The sequence below is a fragment of the gamma proteobacterium symbiont of Lampromicra miyakona genome (assembly GCF_059730895.1).
Genome location: NZ_AP035934.1, coordinates 123,513 through 141,436, shown reverse-complemented (window position 1 = coordinate 141,436; position 17,924 = coordinate 123,513). Strand labels below are relative to the sequence as shown.

Here is a 17,924-nt window from a genome sequence, read left to right as displayed (position 1 = left end):
TACGCTTACTCAGGTTCGGCGCATCCGGGCGAAGAAGCGGAAGCCGCTCCGTCGCCAGTCCCTTGCGGCGTCGCCTGCGTTTTACACTCAGGCCGTTGAGATGGTAGATGCGGTATACCCGCTTGTGGTTGACATGAAGGCCCTCCCGACGCAGTAGCTGCCAGATGCGCCGGTAACCAAAGCGGCGGCGCTCAAGTGCCAGCTCTGTGATGCGTAAGGACAGCTGCGCGTCAGCAGCCGGACGCTGAGCCGAGTAACGGCAGGTTGAAAGTGACAGACCTGCCAGCCTGCAGGCACGGCGTTGCGACAAACCTGCGGCCTCGCACATGACTTCCACGGCTTCCCGCTTCTGGTCTGTCGTCAGAACTTTCGGCCAAGAGCCACCTGAAGCGCCTCCTTATCCAGCATGGCTTCAGCGAGCAGCTTCTTGAGGCGGGCGTTCTCCTCTTCAAGCGACTTGAGCCGCTTCACTTCGGGAACTTCCATGCCACCAAACTTCTTGCGCCAGGTGTAAAAGGTAGCGTCTGAAATGGCATGCTTGCGGCAGAGTTCCCGGGCTGAAACCCCGGCTTCTGCCTCGCGGAGAATACTGATGATCTGTTCGTCGGAAAATCGCTTCTTCATGGGGATGTCCTCATGTGGCTGATGAAGACATTACTAACATCGCGGTGTATTAATCAACGGGGAGCAGGTCACATAAACAAGCCTCACTTGGACTTCTCTACCAACGACTTCGTATCTATCGAGTTTGAAATCACTTCTGCTATTTTCTAATAGTAATAACTTAGAGATTCCACTCTTTTTGTCATACATGTTTGCATCTCGGAAATCAGCAACTTTTCGCGCCTCAATATTTTTAGAAACTTCCGCAGGGTCATCAGTAGGTTTAATTGCTGAAGACATTTCTATAACCAAGTGCTTTACTTTTCCTGGGGTTATTTCAAATTTACGATTGAGGGGCTGGCTAGGGTCTGCATTTTTAGCCGCATTTCTGACAATTATGGCTAAAGAATCATAAATAAGATGATAAAAGTTGCCTACAAGCTCAATCTCATCCTCACTGAAATCAGCATCTTGGGGATCAAAATCATGAATAGTATCTTTAATTTCTGCAACTGTCGCTTCAAACAGAAGAGATACCGAAGCCTTTGGTGCCACAATTGATGGTCTTTTAAACCAACCTAGCATCGTGTTTAATTTCCTGTCGATAGAGAAATCTAATTCACGTCTAAAAGCTTCTGCAAGTTTTTCTGAATCGCCACGGGTTTAACAGACACTTCGGAGTCATTTAAGATGACTTAAAGAGAGGTGCCCATGAGCGGTAAACGTTATCCCGAAGAGTTTAAAATTGAAGCAGTCAAACAGGTTATTGGTCGCGGTCATTCTGTTTCCAGCGTTGCAACACGTCTCGATATCACCACCCACAGCCTTTACGCCTGGATAAAGAAGTACGGTCCGGACTCATCCACTAATAAAGAACAGTCAGATGCTCAGGCCGAGATCCGCCGACTCCAGAAGGAGTTGAAGCGGGTTACTGACGAACGGGACATATTAAAAAAAGCCGCGGCGTACTTCGCAAAGCTGTCCGACTGAGGTACGCCTTTATTCGTGACAACTCCCGTTGCTGGCCTGTTCGTCTGCTCTGCAGGGTGCTGAATGTTCATCCCAGTGGCTTTTACGCCTGGTTTAAGCAACCGTATTCTCAGCGCCACCAGGTAGATCTGAGACTGACGGGACAGATCAAACAGTTCTGGCTGGAGTCCGGTTGCGTTTATGGTTATCGCAAGATCCATCTGGACTTGCGGGATAGCGGGCAACAGTGCGGAGTGAACAGAGTCTGGCGACTGATGAATCGTGCCGGGATAAAGGCTCAGGTCGGGTACCGGAGCCCGCGGGCACACAAAGGCGAGGCCAGTATCGTATCGCCCAACAGGCTCCAGCGACAGTTCAATCCGGATGCTTCGGATAAGCGTTGGGTAACGGACATAACCTACATCAGGACCCACGAAGGCTGGCTGTATCTTGCTGTGGTTGTTGATCTGTTCTCACGCAAAATTATCGGCTGGTCAATGCAATCCCGGATGACAAAGGACATTGTCCTGAATGCACTGCTGATGGCTTTATGGCGGCGTAATCCCCAAAAACAGGTGCTGGTTCACTCGGACCAGGGCAGTCAGTACACCAGCCATGAGTGGCAGTCGTTCCTGAAATCACACGGCCTGGAGGGGAGCATGAGCCGTCGCGGTAACTGTCACGATAATGCGGTTGCAGAAAGCTTTTTCCAGTTGCTGAAACGCGAACGGATAAAGAAAAAGATCTACGGAACGCGGGAAGAAGCCCGCAGCGATATTTTTGATTACATCGAAATGTTTTATAACAGTAAGCGTCGGCATGGTTCGAGCAATCAGATGTCACCGACAGAATATGAAAACCAGTATTATCAACGGCTCGGAAGTGTCTAGATTATCCGTGGCGATTCACATTGTAAATCTCAGGTGTCAAAAATCCTAATGGCTTCAATTTGGATTGTACATGCAAACGTTCAGCAATAATCTCTTCTATTGCTTTATTATAAGTATCTTTCCAATAGTTCCATTTGCAATAAAACGCATAGTTTGTAAATAATGGCCTGAACTTTTCCAAATTTTCTATAGAATTAATAACACTCGAAAACATGTGACCATGGAATGTCCCATGACGGATTCGCCGGCCTATATAAGAGGCAATACCGAATACAGGATTTGAACAAAAAGCGTTGTAACTTTGGGTCACGACCATGGACAAGACAGTTTCATCACATGTGACTGAAACCCCCTTCTTGCCTGCGCCAGTTGAATTTAGCGCGCTATTTATCTCTAACATCATTTCATCCTCAATCCATGAGATGAAACGCATTGGGTCTACATATATACGATGATCATCGATTTCATTCCTAACCCTATTGATCTGGTGGTCAATTCTTACAGCTCGAGCTCGTTGAAGATAATATTCATCTCCGCCTTTGAATCCTGCCATCCATTCATGCAATGATGCTCGTATTTCAGGAATATCTGCTCGGTGAGGCGCGAGCTTGGTCAGCTTCGCTAGAAAATCTTCAGTGGCGATATCATAAATATATTCTGCGATATAAGGGTGAGTTTTCTCATAAAATTTTACCAGTTCAACTAAAGAACCATTATGATATCTGAATGTGACATCTTCCAATTGCTTCCTTAACATAAAACTATCAAGTTCATTTTTGCTGCGTTTAGCCAACAAAAGAAGAAAAATTAATTTTATTAGTTCGTTTTTTGATAGTTTTGCTGCGGTTCGTGCAGCACTAATAGGAATAGTTCTTGCGAGATCTCTAGTCAGGCCCATGAGCTTGAATAAATCCTGATCTTCAAAACCAATCTGTCCTTCTGAAGTAGAAAGCCAATAATTAAAAATCGCAGAACGAGAGGCATAACCAGAAGTTTCTAATTTTGCTAAGCTAGAGAGATTATGTGAGGTAAATTGCTTGCCAGAAACAAGAAGCTTGGGATTGGTAGCGCCAACCCAGCTATCAAGTGCTGAACTTAAACATTCAGGAAGGTTAATGATGTTTTCATGTGAAGAATCATAATAATTGTCTAACAGCGCGCGATAATGTTGAATGGGTTCATATTCTAACCATGCGCTAGATTGTTTATAAAATACGTATTCACTCTCGCCTGAAGAAGTGTCATAAGTATCAATTAATCTTTCTAAAATGTCCTTTTTTCCAAATTCTTTCGTGATTTTTGATAGTGTTGGGTAGTTCTCAATCTTGAAAAAAGCACTATTGAACTTGGCCAAAATAATACCATCTATCAAAGAGCATTTAATAGCTTCTTTCAGATAGTCCGCTAAATCTTCTCTAGACGTAGCAAATGGATGTACGCTTAGTTTTGATAATGTGCGGGAGTAACGATTTATGACACCTCTATCAGGAATATTAAGGACTGACCTTTTGCTCATCAAAATACTTTGTTCAGGTGAATATGCGTGTATCAGCGAGGAAACAACTACACCCTTAATTCCAGCTTCGTTGATTAGCTCTTCAATTTTTTCATTAGCACTATTTTGACCAAGATTCTCACGAATAAGCACAATCTTTCTTAACAGGATGTGGCTCCACCCATCTTCTTCAATTGTATTGATTATCTTAACTAAGCATTCTTCGATTTTCTGATAGGCATAAAGCTCGTCAATATCCCTTAAGGAGCATATTAGGCGCTCAAGTCTGGTGTGATACTTAATAATGCTATTTTCAAGTGAAGTAAGCACATGATTCAAGTCTACTTGATTATTAGCTTGGAGAATATCGTGAAATTGCGGTGTTTTTGGAAACAGAATTGGTTTTTTAACGGCTTTGGTTAAGACAGCGCTATTAATAATTTCATCTAAGGTTTTGTTTTTTGATTCACCAAATCTAGTACTTAATTTGGCTAATCGGGGGATTGCATTTTTTTCATCATCACTCAAAATAGCACGAAGTTGATTTCTGGTTTTGATATCAAATTTTTTATTTTCTCATCCCTGCGCATGATTCTGCTCCTTTGTATCCATAAATAAATTTTTATATAAAAAATAATATTCCCAGCGACTATGGCTTAGGGAACTCAACTTTTATTTGTAGATTGAGAAAAGAAGTGGCGTGAAACCTAAAATTAAACCTACCATACCTAAGACAAAAAACACTATTCGGAAGCATCTACCGTATGTCCAGATTGATAATAAACCAGAATTAATATTAGATTGTTCTTCCTCGCTTGAGAAAATTCGAGCGGAAGAGTGTTCATAATTGATTTCCAAATGCTTTAAAGCATTTTCTGACTTCTTAATGAGTGCAGAAACTCGACCATCAAGTTTGTAAAATATAAATGTAATGAAGCTAATAAAAAAACCTAGTATCACACTGAAATACATGAACTTGCCGCCTTGTTGTAGAGCTATTCCGCAACCTGCAACAAGTAATCCCACCACCGTTATATAAAAATTAAATACAGTCATTCGTTGCTGAGAGTGAACTTCAAAAAACTTCCAAGCATGCTCAAATGTTAATTCATTAAACTCTTTCATTTTCTTTATTTTCCAGATGCGTAGTCATAATGATGAATATTGTTTCTGAAGCTACATCCCAATGCGTTCTTATTGATTCAAGTAGTAGTATCATTTGTTATGCAAAACTGGTTGTTTGTCGGCTGGAATGTTGAAGTTAATTGATGAATTCTACCTCACTTCCGTCGTTCGTCAATAGCACGTTAAAATAAAATCATTGATGATAAAGAAAAATCCACCTTTTTAACTCAAGGTGTCTTTTTTCAATACGAGATAGAAACTCTTACCTTTTTGATGATGTCGGTCATCCCTTACGCGGATCTCTTTATTTTAACTGATTAAAATGTGAGCAGTTTAAGTTACCTCAAGTGGGGGAACTTTTGTCTGGTAGACATTGTTGATGTAGTTCTATAGAAGTTAACTGATCAACTAGGCCCAGCTTAACAACATAAGCGTTTAAAGAAGAGCTTGATGTACCAACTTCAATAAAACTATAACTTTATATAATAGGGTTTATATGAAGCTGGGATCCGACTGAGGATCCGGGTATGATGGGGATCCGGCCTGCACGGGGCAAAAACGAATAAAAATGCGGCAGCGCTGCGCGAATTCTGCAGGGGGTAAGGCCCTGCTTTTTTCTCAGAATTCACGTAGCGACGCCAGATGAATAATCGGTGGAAACATGACACATACTGCACTCCTGCCAGGCCTGACCGGCCCGGAGGACGGCGACATCACCGGGCGGCTGCGCGAATTCGTCAGCGATAGGGAAGCCTTCTCGGACAACACGTGGCAGCAGCTGCTTAGCGTGATGCGCATTGCCGGCCGCTGGGCGGCGGAGCACGGCCGGGCGCTGCTGCCGATGGCACCGGCCGATCTGCGCGATTATCTTTTGTGGCTGCAGGCGTCCGGACGCGCCTCCTCCACCATCAGCACGCACGCCGCGCTCATTTCTATGTTACACCGTAACGCCGGTCTGATACCGCCTAACGCATCGCCGCAGGTATTCCGGGCGGTGAAGAAGATCAACCGCACTGCTGTTATTGCCGGCGAGCGTGCCGGTCAGGCCATACCCTTCCGCCTGCAAAACCTGCTCTCGCTCGACGAGTGCTGGTCAGTTTCCGATCGCCTGCAGCAGCGGCGCGACCTGGCTTTTCTGCACGTGGCTTACGCCACCCTGCTGCGTATCAGCGAGCTGGGCCGCCTGCGCGTGCGTGACATCTCGCGCGCGGCGGACGGCCGGGTCATCCTGGACGTGGCGTGGACCAAAACCATTGTGATGACCGGGGGGCTTATCAAGGCCCTGGGCGACCTCTCCTCACAGCGCCTAACGGAATGGCTGACGCTTTCGGGGCTGGCCGGCGAACCCGACGCCTTCATCTTCGGTCCGGTTCATCGCTCGAACCGGGCAGTCGCTGCGTCTGAAAAGCCCCTTTCCGCCCGGGCGCTGGAGGATATTTTTGCCCGCGCCTGGCTGGAAGCCGGCGATGCCAGCAGTGTGCGGCCAAACAAGAACCGTTACCGCGCCTGGTCCGGTCACAGTGCGCGGGTCGGCGCCGCCATCGATATGGCCACGAAAAAATACAGTACCGCGCAGATCATGCAGGAAGGAACCTGGAAAAAGCCGGAAACGGTGATGCGTTATATCCGCCACGTTGACGCGCACGCGGGGGCAATGATCGATCTGATGAAGCAGTTCGACTGATTTCCGGCACCAGATGCCGTAAGTGACTAGTGCTGAGTCTCAAGATGCAGGCAAGGCACAAAGCGGAGCCGTAAAACGAAAACCGCGACAGATGAGCGTTTAACCCTTATGCGTGAAACCGTGCTCACCGCAGCAAAAATGTGGCTGATTATCAACGCCCGCGCCGCTATTACATATAAACCTCTTCTTCTCCAAGGTAAGCCATCGCATCAAGAATGGATGACCAGCTAACCTGTCGGGCCAGCGGAAAGTTGTATATCCTCATGCCGTTGTTGAGAAATACGTCGCACGTTTTTGCCCCGGTATGCATCCTGATCTCCCGGATGAGGCTTCGTGCCGTCAGCTGGCACGCCTTGCGATCGTTTATATCCAGCAGGTTCAGATCCGTTGCGCAGTTACGCATCTGTCGGACGCCAACCATCTCTCCTTCCAGTCTTTTTATCTCTCCGGAAAGGCTCTTTGCCCGCTCACAGAGTTCAGTCACGTCCGGCGCGATTTCAATCGCCCTGATGACATTGTGCAGACTTCCGGTCAGCTGCAGATGCCGCGCCGTCAGCGGCCGCAGCGTATCTTCAGCTGAAACGCGCCCGCTAGTGGCGGATGCCCCCTGCACCAGACCACTTATCAGATAACGATCGGTCAGGTCCCGGCGTATCGTGACGGCTTCACAGCGTTTCTGCCGGCGCATTGAACATACGTAGTAGCCATAGCCCTTTACCGAGATTCCGGTAAGGATCACCGCGTGACCGCAGAGGCCGCACCGCATCAGCCCGCGGAAAATATTGATAAGGTAAGGGTTAAAATTACCATCCCTTCGGCTTTCCGGTTCCCGGTACATCAGCTGCGCGCGCGCGAAATCCTCTTCGCTCATGATCGACGGGTAGTAACCGGGTATCTCCTCCGCCTCTGTCGCGTTGCACTGATGTGACGGCACGAGATACCCTATTACCGCCTTTTTTCTGACCAGTCGTTCAATGGATGAAGAGTTCCACTGTGATACTTTTCCCTTCAGATTTTCCTTCCCCTGCGCGTTCAGCGTGCAGCTGATCCTGACAAAGGACATGCCCTCAAGACGCATGCGGAAAACTGAGCGGATTACCTCTGCGCGCTCTTCTAGCACCTCAAAGCCGTCCCGTGCAGCGTTAACCTTCAGCCAGTAGGGGCACTTCGCTGTCATGATCGTTCCCGCTGCAGCTGCCTTCCGCTTTTCCGCCCAGGCAGCGCGCATGCGCCTGGACTTCATTTCGCTCTCTTCATTCGCCCGCTGGGCAATCAAAATGGCCCTGATAAGGGCGAAGGGATCGTCCAGCGAACCGCGGGTATATCGAACATTATCGCTGAGCGTGACGACGTCAATGCCGGCTTCCAGCACCGCCCGCAGACGGCCTGTAGATTCACCGATTTTCTCGCGCGACAGCCTGTCGAGGCTTTCAATCAGCAGTACCGTACCGCTCTCGACGAGCCCCCGCTCAACCGCTGCCATAAAAACGGCGAAGGCACCCCGGACGGCATGTTGGCCACGCCATGCGCTCAGCCCCATGTCCTCATATGTTACAGGATCAAGGTAATAGTCGGGATTGTGGCTGAGCCATTCACCGATAAGTTTTTTCTGGCGCCTGGCTGAGTCACCTTTCGCCTGCTGCAGCGAGGAAAAACGAAGGTATGCAATCGCCTTTTTCATGGAAACACCACCTGAAAAGTCAGTTCAAGACGTGCAGCGTACGCGTGTCGTGCAGTCTGACTACAGCGTCTTTCCACCGGTAAGATTAACGGTACAGTTCCGGCAAAACTGTCGTTCGGCTCAGATTTTATCGCTGACTAACAAGGTTTTGCCACAGCGGTCTGCTGCGTCAAATCAGGCTTGGGGTGATCATTAAAATGACTCTGAACTGTGGCCTGCCCCAGTCTTAGACAACGACCAGTAAGTGATGTTATTTTGTGCCCCTGGCCCGGAATATAACCCATTCATAATCAGGAATAACCGGCTTCAGGCTGAATGCTTATTCTGGCAACCGGCAGATTTTTCGGTGAATTCTGTTGGGGTCATCCAGCCCAGCGCGGAATGGGGACGGCTCGGTTTATGGTGTATGCGCCATGCTCCGATCTTGCACCGGGCATCCTCCATGGAGATGACGGAATTCTGTTTCTGAATGGAATGGACCAGGGGCATTTGTCCATGGGCTCGGGGTTACTCCACTAAATGACTCTGGGGTGTCTGTTAAACCCGTGGCGATTCACTGCTTCAAATGGACGAAATAAACTCTAGCTGCTGCGGAGCAGCCGTTAGACGATGACTTAGATATTTCCCTATGCATAAAATGCTTACTCCCCGCACAAAGCGAACTGACACGCAGGCCGATATTCGCTATGAGCTTAAAGCGAAAAGCGGACACAAATTTTCTGATAATAGTCAGGGCGAACAAAAACTATGCAATTAAAAAACAGAATTGATTAATAATCATTGGAATCTCTGCAAATCTGACTGATTGTTGTATGCCCGCTTACCGAATAAAAAGAACACAAAAGCCAGGCAGTAGCTCATCAGGATCACTGTGCTCATTGATATGCCGGACGTTCCGCCTATACCTGTCAGGGGCGCGCTGATCCCGCCCATAGAATACATCATCATCCCGAGCCATGCTGACGCCGTGCCTGAATGCCTGCTCTGTTGCTGCAGGGCAATCGAGCTGGCAAGTGTGCAGATGCCGCTGTTAATGGATACGGCCAGAAACAGCAGTATGATCGTCGACCAGAGCGGCAGAGTTATCCAGAATGAAGTGAACAGCAAAACACTAAAGACAAGCGCCAGCATCAGACTTACACAAAGCGTTTTGACTTCACCTGCTGTTCTGCTGATACGGGCAATGATAAGTGAGAACAGGATAAGCCCTACGCCATTTACGGCAAATGTCATACTGAATGTCTGGGGCGACATATGATAGATGTCCTGTAATACATATGAGGACGCGCCAATATAAGCAAACATCCCTGCTATCATAAAGCCCTGCAGCAAACTGAAGCTCAGGAAGGTTTTGTCTTTCAGGACACCTAAAGCATCGACAGGTTGTTTTTCAGCGTAAGAGGCTTTTTCAAGAGTTTCCTTTAGACCCAGAGCGCTTAATGCCAGAATAACTGTTCCGATCATGCCAAGAGAGATGAATAAACCTCGCCATCCGGTGTACGTAAGCTGCAGACTACCCATTACCGGCGCTAACACCGGTGCGATGCCATTTACCGTCATCAGCAGTGCAAGAAATCCCGTCAGGGAGGTGCCACTGTACATATCTCTGGCAATTGCGCGAGAGAGTACAGCCCCACCGGCTCCAGCTACTCCCTGAAAAAACCGGGCCATTATTAGTTGCGAAATATACTGAGCGAACGCGCAGGCGAAAGATGTAATGATAAATAATACCAGTGATGCAATAAGAGGTGCTTTACGCCCAACCCGATCGCTCAGAGGACCAAATGCAAACTGGCCAATTCCCAGACCGACGAGCGAAGCGGTAAGGGTTAGCTGAGCGCCTGAAGTTGATGTGGCTAATGATTGCGTCATCAAGGGAAGAGCGGAGAGATAAAAATCTGTGCAAAGCGGACCCAGCGCAGTTAATGTCCCGAGGATAACTGCTGCTTTATATTTTATTGTTTTCATATTGCTCCTGATTTAGGGGGGTTCATATTACCGGTTTGAATTCCCCCCTGCAGTTAATAATTATTCAGAAGGAGGTTCATTGTTTAGGGGGTTCTTATGGAAAATAAAATCAAACACCGTAAGGTATAAATCACGCATTTCGGTTTTATAAGCGAACTGATCCTGAAGCCCCTGACGGTACAATGCTCCCTCTGTCAGCACAGCAATAAATTCCGAAATAACCTGGGCGTTTTTTTCACTCATCTGAGGATGTGAATTACGTATCAGCTTTCCGCCTTCCTGCTTCAGCCTGTCATCAGCTTTTTTCAGTATCTGCCTGAGACGGGGATTTCGGGTTGACTCAGCGTTAATCTCCATCAGCAGATAGTCATCCTGCCGGCTGTCAGAATAGGTGAAGCTAAGTCCAGAAAGAATTCTCGCTTTATCATAAAAGTCGTGATTTTCATCCAACATTCGTTTGATGCGAGCGGAGGTTATTTCAGAAACGATTTCCTCAATAATCTCCTCTTTGCTGTCAAAGATGCGATAAACCTGTCCGACGCTGAGTCCGGCCTCATTGGCTACATAGGCCATCGGCGTGCCATGAAGACCCTTTTCCTCAAGGCATCGCCTTGCTGCATCCAGGATAATTTTATGGCGTGCCTGTCTTTTCAGATGGGCAGTTTCTGGCTTCATTTCTAACTCCTTTTCTATGTCGCGCAGGCCAGGGCAGATTTACTTCCAGCCTCCTCCAAGCACTTTGTACAGAGTGATCTTCTGGTCAAGAGAGTCTGCTAAGGTGCTCAGGTAATTTTGCCTTGCAGAATACAGGGAACGCTGAGCAGTTAACACCTGCAGATAATCATCCGCGCCATTGTTATAACGGAGTGCGGCCAGCTGATAATTTCGGGTGTTGACCTCAAGATTTTCTTTCCTTGACCGGACCTCGGCATCGTATGTTGCCATTCCGCTTAATGCGTCTGAAACCTCTTTGAAGGCTTGCTGGATCGCCTTTTCATAGTTAACAATCTCTGTCCGCTTCGACACTTCAGCGACATCGAGGTTGGCCCTGTTCTTTCCGCCTTCAAATATCGGGATATTGATGGAAGGGCCGAAGCTCCACGCTCCGGTCCCCCCATCAAACAGCTTGCTCAGACTGGAGGATGCAGAGCCGCCAGACGCCGTCAGGCTTATGCTGGGAAAGAACGCCGCTCGCGCAGCACCAATATTGGCGTTAGCTGCTTTTAATGTATGCTCGGCCGCGATGACGTCAGGTCTGCGGGTAAGAACATCTGAAGGTAATCCGGATTCCAGCTCAGGGAAGACCCAGCGCTTTTCAAGCGTGGCGTTTTCAGCCACCCCAGCCGGCAGCGGTGTGCCGAGCAACAGCTGCAGCGCATTAGCCGCCTGCCGACGCTGTCTCTCGTATTGTGAAACGTCCGCTTCTGCGCTTTTAACTGAGGTCTCCGCCTGCAGCACGTCCTGTTCAGTGACGATACCGGCAGCAAATTTCTGCTGCGCAAGCTTCAATGACTCCTGCTGACTTCCGGCCGTATCTTCTGCCACTTTCTTCAGATCTGCATCGGCACAAAGCGTTATGTAAGCTTCTGCGACCTCGGCAATCAGCGACAGTTGTGTCGCCTGCCGCGTTGCTTCGTATGATAAATAAGTTTCAAGAGCCTCATCTTTAAGGCTGCGTATCCTGCCGAAAAAATCGAGTTCCCAGGAGCTTACGGCAAGATTTCCTTCGTACTGCTGATAAGTTACAGGGCCTGTTGTCTGTGTTGAATAAAGGCCGCCCGGCAGATGTTCAGCTGTTTTAGTCAGGCTGGCATCTACTGACGGAAACAAATCTGCGCGGGTCACGCCATACTGCGCCCTGGCCGATTCCACGTTGAGAGCAGCGACCTTCAGATCGCTGTTGTTTTTAAGCGCCAGGGTGATGAGCTGGCGCAGGGTGGGGTCAGAGAAAAACTCTGACCATGCCAGTTCAGATGCGCCGGCGCCATGTGTGGATTTATCATTCCACTCTTTGGTCACGGGCACTTCAGGCCTTTTGTATTCGGGTTGAAGTGTGCAGCCAGACGTGACCATAACGACCAGAGCCGGTAAGGCAGCCAGTTTAAAATGCGCGAAGTTGATCATTGGGCTGAAGCCTCTACCTGAGATGATTTTTTAAACAGACGCTGAGATATTTTCATAACCAGGACGTAGAACATCGGAACGAAGAAGATGGCCAGGAAGGTGGCCGAGATCATGCCCCCGATCACCGCCGTACCAATAGAGTGCTGACTGCCCGCACCTGCGCCACTCGAGATTGTGAGCGGGAGTACGCCCAGAATAAAGGCCATCGAGGTCATGATGATGGGGCGAATACGCAGCTTCGCAGCCTCAACGGCAGCCTCTACCAGATCCTTTCCGTCACGCTCATGGAGCTCTTTGGCAAATTCGACAATAAGGATGGCATTTTTGGCCGCAAGCCCGACAGTTGTCAGCAAACCCACCTGGAAAAATACGTCATTCTGCAGGTCTCGCATCAGCATGGCACTGACCGTTCCCAGAATACCCAGCGGAACCACGAGCATGACAGACAGAGGGATAGACCAGCTTTCATACAGCGCGGCAAGGCAGAGGAAAACGATCAGCACTGACAGCAGGTAAAGGGCTGTCGTCTGAGATCCTGACATTTGCTCTTCGTAGGACAGACCGTGCCACCCAACTTTGTAACCCTCGGGCAGCTGTTTCGCGATTTCTTCAACCGCACTGACCGCATCACCGCTGCTGTAGCCATCAGCTGGGGAGCCCTGTATGTTTACCGCCGAAACGCCATTAAAGCGCTCGTAACGAGGCGAGCCATACTGCCACTCTCCACGACCAAATGCAGAGAACGGGACCATTTTGCCCTCATCGTTCTTGACGTACCATTTATTCATATCATCAGGCGTAATGCGCGAAGATGCCCTACCCTGGATATAGACGTCCTTAACGCGACCGTTATAAAGAAATTGATTTACATAGCTTGATCCCCAAGCTGCTGAGAGCGTGTCATCAATGTCAGAGCTGCTTACGCCAAGCGCGTTTGCTTTTTCCTCATCGATACTCAGGTGATACTCGGCCTCATCAGCCATGCCATTATGCCTGACCATTGAAAGCCGCTTATCTTTAGAGGCGAGATCAAGGAATTTATTCATAGCGGCCATCAGCGCGTCATGTCCCTGGTTATTTTCATCCTCAAGGTACATGTCAAACCCGGTACTGTTGCCGAGTTCCATCACGGCAGGAGGGACCATGGCTATCACTTTTGCATCTGGATTATTGGCAAAATGAGCCATCGTACGGCTGGCCAGGGCCTGAACCTTCTGATTCGCGTCTGAACGCTCAGACCAGGTTTTCAGCTTCACAAAAGATATGGAACTGTTCTGGCCCCGGCCGGCAAAGCTGAATCCATTTGCGGAGAAAACTGAGTCTACAGAATCCTTCTCATCCTTTAGGAAATAATCATTGAGCTCGGAAATGACTTTTTGAGTTCGCTCTGCGCTGGCATTCTGAGGCAGCGTTGTCTGAACCATCATTACGGCCTGGTCTTCATCCGGCAGGAAAGTGGTGGGTAGCCTGGTAAAGAGGAAGCAGGTTCCTGCCACAATGCCGAGATAAACAATCATGAAGATGCCGCGGCGATGAATAACGTGCCTGACGCTGCGGGTGTAATGGATTGTTCCGCGATCAAAATTTCTGTTGAACCAGCCGGCAAAACCATTTTTCTTTTTGTCATGCTGGACGGGCTTAAGGAAAGTGGCGCACAGGGCTGGGGTAAAAATCAGCGCAATCAGCACTGAAAGGGCCATTGCCGAAACAATGGTAATAGAGAACTGACGATAGATAATACCTGTAGATCCGCTGAAGAAGGCCATAGGCAGTAATACAGCAGAAAGCACCATGGCAATACCAAACAGTGCACTCTGTACCTGCTGCATGGACTTGATAGTGGCCTCTTTCGGTGGGAGCCCCTCTTCTTCCATTACCCTCTCTACGTTTTCCACCACAACGATTGCGTCATCAACCAGCAGTCCTATAGCGAGAACCATACCGAACATGGTCAGGGTATTAATGGTGTAACCGCAGGCATAAAGCACACCGAAAGTACCCAGCAGCACGACCGGTACGACCATCGTGGTAATGATGGTTGCGCGGAAATTCTGGAGGAATATCAGCATGACAAAGAACACGAGGATAATCGCCTCAATCAGCGTTTTCACAACCTCATGAATGGAGGCGCTGACCACAGGTGACGTGTCGTAAGGGTAAACGATTTCAACGTTATCAGGCAGTGTGGTTTTCAGTCTGTCTACGGTCGCACGAACCGCATTGACAGTTTCAAGAATATTGGAACCCGTAGCGAGACGCAGCGCAATGCCTGTTGAAGGCCGCCCGTTATAGGTAGAGGAGATGCTGTAATCTTCTGGTCCCAGGTCAACTGAGGCGACGTCTTTCAGGCGCACCTGTGAGCCATCGCGATTTACCTTAAGAAGAACATTTCTGAACTGCTCAACAGAAGTAAAGCGGGTTTTACTGATAATTGACGCGCTCAGTTGAGTACCCGGGGCGGTTGGCAGACCACCAATCTTACCTGATGAAACCTGGGTGTTCTGATTTTTGATAGCAGTGCTGACGTCGCTTGGGTTCAGACCATATTTAAACAGTTTCGACGGGTCGAGCCATATACGCATAGCGTATTCCGCTCCCATGACCATGAAGTCGCCAACGCCTTTGGTTCGGGCGATGGGATCTTGCATTTTTGAAACTAAAATATCACTCAGGTCAGCATCGGATAATTTTCCGTCCTTTGAAACCAGGCCCAGTACCATCATAAAATTTGCCTGATACTTGGCGACCGTCACGCCCTGTTCAGTCACTTCAGTCGGCAGAGATGTTTCTGCGACAGAGACTTTATTTTGCACCTGAACCTGTGCAATGTCGGGGTCTGTTCCCTGATTGAAGGTGGCAATGATAGAAGCACTGCCATCACTGTTACTGTTTGATTCGAGATAACGGAGGTTATCAATACCCGTCAGCTGTTGCTCAATCACCTGAACAACCGTTTCCTGTACTGTCTCGGCGCTGGCGCCTGGATAGGTGACAGAAACGGAAATCGCCGGAGGTGCGATATTCGGATACTGGTTGATGGACAGGCCTGAGATAGACATCACTCCGGCAACCATAATTAATGTTGCCAGCACCCAGGCAAAAACAGGGCGCATAATGAAAAACTTTGACATAAAGCCCTCTGTTATTGTGCTGACGGATCTGTCATGGAGAGAGAGATTGTCGAATCAGAACTTTTCTGCTCAGGTTTTTTGTACTCGCTGGTTTTAACTTTTACGCCGGCAGAAATACTCTGAAGATTGGAGACAATTACCTGCTGGCCAGTTTTAAGCCCATCAGTGATCTGCCACTGACCATTTGTCATCTGACCGGTTGAGACCGCTTGCTGTTTAGCCTGATTTTTATCATCCACGACAAATACATAAGGGTTACCCTTGTTATCTCTCATGATGGCAGACTGGGGGACGAGAATACCCGCCTGTTCAACACCCTGCAGGATAGTGCTGTGAACAAACATGCCGGGAAGCAGGACATTATCAGGGTTAGGAAACTGTGCACGGAGGGTCACTGTACCGGTCCCTTCATCAACATTCACTTCAGAAAACTCCAGCTTTCCTTCGTGGTTATAAGCCGTTCCGTCTTCAAGTGTCAGCTGGACCGCAGCTTCATGAGGACTGACTGCCTTCAGCTGCCCCGTGGCCAGTGCGCGACGTAGCTTCAGCAGATCACTAGAGGACTGACTGACATCGACGTATATTGGGTCAGTCTGCGTGATGGTTGCCAGCGCATCGCTTTGCCCGTCAGTCACCAGAGCGCCTTCGGTAACAGATGACCGACTTATCCGCCCACTTATGGGGGCTCTCACCCTGGTGTAATCCAGATTAATTTGGGCTGTCTTGAGATCAGCCTCAGCCTGAGCGTAATCAGAAACGGCCTCGTCATAAGTCTGCTTGCTGACCGCGTTTGATTTAATTAGCGATCGGTAGCGATTAAGCACGAATTCAGCGTTTACTTTTTGTGCTTTTACTTTTTCCAGGCTTGCCTCATAGGTAGAGGCATCTATCTGATAAAGCTGGTCACCTGCTTTAACTTCACTTCCCTCTCTGAAAAGACGCTTGAGAATGATGCCGCTTACCTGAGGCCGCACTTCTGCAGTTCTTATCGCAGTAGTTCTGCCCGGCAAAGACATAGATACCGCTACGGGCTGAGACTGGAGCGTGATGACGTCAACATCTAAAACATCACCCTGTTTATTTTTACTTTTTTCCTGGTTGTCACATGCGGTGACCATCAGACTCAGGCATAACAACATCAATCTAAGCTTCATAAGTTACCTGTTTGAGATTTGTTGTTCTCTTTTTTGAGAATGATCATTCTCAACCTGAATCAACAGAAGATCAATGTCATTACGAAACATTTACATCTGGAATGGTTTGAGGAGTATTCGCTCACCAGCAAACACAATGAAAAATAATTGATGTCGTAGAAACAAACGGTTTGCAGGATGGTCATCTTCGGCAAGAATGCGAAGGCTTCTATGTCTGTCAGAGATTTCTTGTCATGGCTTAATTCTGTGCTGAATTCGTCCGCAAGCAGGTGGTGCAGCTCCTCCGGCCGCCTCGAGTCGCCAACCCGAACGCTGCAGAAGCTTATCGAGCGCGGGAAGCTCGCCGGTGATGCGCGCGTCCAAGGGACTATGCTGCCGTCCGCGTTCGTCAAAGCCGTTATCCAGTGAGCTGCGCCGGAGGTAAATACCGGAAACGGACGGGCTGAGCCGCAGCTGGCGGCGGCCGCTCCATTCGTTTTCTGACAGCATCATATAGATCCAGCCGGTGAGCTTCACGGCGCGCAGGCCCTTTTCCCGCCCCTCCTCCAGCAGCCAGCTTATGTCGCTCACCAGCGCCCGGGGAAAGCGGCGCTGTTTTTCGGCGGTGGCCAGCAAGCGGGTCAGAAACAGGTTGCTCTGCGCGGGTGACGTCATGAGCCCGTCGCGGCGGGCGGTATGCAGCGCAATCAGCCCGCACCAGGCGAGATGACTGACGTTCAGGCTGTTGTTATCCATAAGCCGCATCCTTCATGCCGGACCACAGAAAAAAGTGGCCCTGAAACCCGGCATTTCATAACATCCGCCGCCCTCACAGAAACCCTTAATCGCCGTCGCGGTGTCTCTCCACGATGTCCTGGTCAGGATAGATTTCCAGCGTCTCGATCGCACTCAGCATGGTCGTTTCCATCTCTGGCGACCATGCCTGCGTTCTGGTCAGTTCTACGCGGATAAATCCGGCAATCCGCCGCCGGGGGGGTTCAAGACCGTCGCCGGCCATAGCCATGAACACGGCGTCGCTCATGGTGTAAACCCTCTCCAGTTCCCCGTGCTGTTGTTGAGTCATCTAAATAACACATATCTCTCAGACGTAGCCGGACGGG

The 17,924-nt window shown here is 49.0% G+C and carries 14 protein-coding genes and 1 pseudogene; 2 read left to right on the top strand and 13 right to left on the bottom strand.

All coding sequences use genetic code 11. From position 1 onward, the window contains the following. Window positions 1–7: 7 nt before the first annotated feature. A pseudogene (locus AC6I8P_RS23515) lies at window positions 8–624 on the bottom strand (transposase); the annotation flags it as partial. A 33-nt stretch (window positions 625–657) separates the two neighbouring features. Next, window positions 658–1,188: a hypothetical protein gene (locus AC6I8P_RS23510; RefSeq protein WP_498031363.1), complete on the bottom strand. Its 531-nt coding sequence runs from the start codon at window positions 1,186–1,188 to the stop codon at window positions 658–660. Window positions 1,189–1,314: 126 nt separating this feature from the next. On the opposite strand from AC6I8P_RS23510, the gene AC6I8P_RS23505 reads away from it, so the two are divergent. Continuing rightward, window positions 1,315–2,462 (top strand): IS3 family transposase gene (locus AC6I8P_RS23505; RefSeq protein WP_498031362.1). Its coding sequence is split into 2 segments (ribosomal slippage): window positions 1,315–1,552 and window positions 1,552–2,462, totalling 1,149 coding nucleotides; the frame shifts between segments, so codons are not numbered across the junction. A gap of 1 nt (window position 2,463) precedes the next feature. Here AC6I8P_RS23505 and AC6I8P_RS23500 read toward each other — a convergent pair. Continuing rightward, window positions 2,464–4,485 carry a hypothetical protein gene (locus AC6I8P_RS23500; RefSeq protein WP_498031361.1) on the bottom strand — a complete coding sequence of 674 codons (2,022 nt, stop codon included), beginning with the start codon at window positions 4,483–4,485 and terminating at the stop codon, window positions 2,464–2,466. Between the two features lie 144 nt (window positions 4,486–4,629). After that, window positions 4,630–5,082, bottom strand: coding sequence for a RipA family octameric membrane protein (locus tag AC6I8P_RS23495; protein WP_059012531.1), 453 nt, complete (start codon window positions 5,080–5,082; stop codon window positions 4,630–4,632). A gap of 661 nt (window positions 5,083–5,743) precedes the next feature. Here AC6I8P_RS23495 and AC6I8P_RS23490 point away from each other — a divergent pair. Beyond that, window positions 5,744–6,766, top strand: coding sequence for a tyrosine-type recombinase/integrase (locus AC6I8P_RS23490; RefSeq protein WP_059012532.1), 1,023 nt, complete (start codon window positions 5,744–5,746; stop codon window positions 6,764–6,766). Window positions 6,767–6,935: 169 nt separating this feature from the next. On the opposite strand, the gene AC6I8P_RS23485 is transcribed toward AC6I8P_RS23490, so the two are convergent. The 9 genes from AC6I8P_RS23485 to AC6I8P_RS23445 form a co-directional block, all read right to left on the bottom strand. Then, window positions 6,936–8,447, bottom strand: a complete 1,512-nt coding sequence (locus AC6I8P_RS23485; RefSeq protein WP_498031360.1) for a recombinase family protein — start codon at window positions 8,445–8,447, stop codon at window positions 6,936–6,938. A gap of 306 nt (window positions 8,448–8,753) precedes the next feature. Next, the gene (locus AC6I8P_RS23480) at window positions 8,754–8,936 is read right to left on the bottom strand and encodes an integrase core domain-containing protein (protein ID WP_082678705.1); all 183 of its coding nucleotides are present in this window, start codon (window positions 8,934–8,936) and stop codon (window positions 8,754–8,756) included. A 288-nt stretch (window positions 8,937–9,224) separates the two neighbouring features. Beyond that, window positions 9,225–10,415, bottom strand: coding sequence for a multidrug effflux MFS transporter (locus AC6I8P_RS23475; protein WP_059012536.1), 1,191 nt, complete (start codon window positions 10,413–10,415; stop codon window positions 9,225–9,227). Window positions 10,416–10,475: 60 nt separating this feature from the next. Then, the gene (locus AC6I8P_RS23470) at window positions 10,476–11,090 is read right to left on the bottom strand and encodes a TetR/AcrR family transcriptional regulator (RefSeq protein ID WP_059012537.1); all 615 of its coding nucleotides are present in this window, start codon (window positions 11,088–11,090) and stop codon (window positions 10,476–10,478) included. Between the two features lie 39 nt (window positions 11,091–11,129). Then, the gene (locus AC6I8P_RS23465) at window positions 11,130–12,539 is read right to left on the bottom strand and encodes an efflux transporter outer membrane subunit (protein WP_195910942.1); all 1,410 of its coding nucleotides are present in this window, start codon (window positions 12,537–12,539) and stop codon (window positions 11,130–11,132) included. Then, window positions 12,536–15,670 (bottom strand): efflux RND transporter permease subunit, encoded by a 3,135-nt coding sequence (locus tag AC6I8P_RS23460; RefSeq protein ID WP_059012538.1) that lies wholly within the window; start codon window positions 15,668–15,670, stop codon window positions 12,536–12,538. The genes AC6I8P_RS23465 and AC6I8P_RS23460 overlap by 4 nt, the downstream gene beginning before the upstream one ends. 11 nt (window positions 15,671–15,681) lie before the next feature. Continuing rightward, window positions 15,682–16,824 carry an efflux RND transporter periplasmic adaptor subunit gene (locus AC6I8P_RS23455; protein ID WP_498013344.1) on the bottom strand — a complete coding sequence of 381 codons (1,143 nt, stop codon included), beginning with the start codon at window positions 16,822–16,824 and terminating at the stop codon, window positions 15,682–15,684. A gap of 231 nt (window positions 16,825–17,055) precedes the next feature. Continuing rightward, window positions 17,056–17,559: a DUF2913 family protein gene (locus AC6I8P_RS23450; protein ID WP_498013343.1), complete on the bottom strand. Its 504-nt coding sequence runs from the start codon at window positions 17,557–17,559 to the stop codon at window positions 17,056–17,058. Window positions 17,560–17,644: 85 nt separating this feature from the next. Continuing rightward, window positions 17,645–17,845, bottom strand: a complete 201-nt coding sequence (locus AC6I8P_RS23445; protein ID WP_153010222.1) for a hypothetical protein — start codon at window positions 17,843–17,845, stop codon at window positions 17,645–17,647. Window positions 17,846–17,924 lie beyond the last annotated feature (79 nt).

Coding starts and splice junctions, on each gene's coding strand:
- AC6I8P_RS23510 (WP_498031363.1), bottom strand. CDS start 1,188: ATGCTAGGTTGGTTTAAAAGACCATCAATTGTGGCACCAAAGGCTTCG.
- AC6I8P_RS23495 (WP_059012531.1), bottom strand. CDS start 5,082: ATGAAAGAGTTTAATGAATTAACATTTGAGCATGCTTGGAAGTTTTTT.
- AC6I8P_RS23490 (WP_059012532.1), top strand. CDS start 5,744: ATGACACATACTGCACTCCTGCCAGGCCTGACCGGCCCGGAGGACGGC.
- AC6I8P_RS23485 (WP_498031360.1), bottom strand. CDS start 8,447: ATGAAAAAGGCGATTGCATACCTTCGTTTTTCCTCGCTGCAGCAGGCG.
- AC6I8P_RS23480 (WP_082678705.1), bottom strand. CDS start 8,936: ATGCCCCTGGTCCATTCCATTCAGAAACAGAATTCCGTCATCTCCATG.
- AC6I8P_RS23475 (WP_059012536.1), bottom strand. CDS start 10,415: ATGAAAACAATAAAATATAAAGCAGCAGTTATCCTCGGGACATTAACT.
- AC6I8P_RS23470 (WP_059012537.1), bottom strand. CDS start 11,090: ATGAAGCCAGAAACTGCCCATCTGAAAAGACAGGCACGCCATAAAATT.
- AC6I8P_RS23465 (WP_195910942.1), bottom strand. CDS start 12,539: ATGATCAACTTCGCGCATTTTAAACTGGCTGCCTTACCGGCTCTGGTC.
- AC6I8P_RS23460 (WP_059012538.1), bottom strand. CDS start 15,670: ATGTCAAAGTTTTTCATTATGCGCCCTGTTTTTGCCTGGGTGCTGGCA.
- AC6I8P_RS23455 (WP_498013344.1), bottom strand. CDS start 16,824: ATGAAGCTTAGATTGATGTTGTTATGCCTGAGTCTGATGGTCACCGCA.
- AC6I8P_RS23450 (WP_498013343.1), bottom strand. CDS start 17,559: ATGGATAACAACAGCCTGAACGTCAGTCATCTCGCCTGGTGCGGGCTG.
- AC6I8P_RS23445 (WP_153010222.1), bottom strand. CDS start 17,845: ATGAGCGACGCCGTGTTCATGGCTATGGCCGGCGACGGTCTTGAACCC.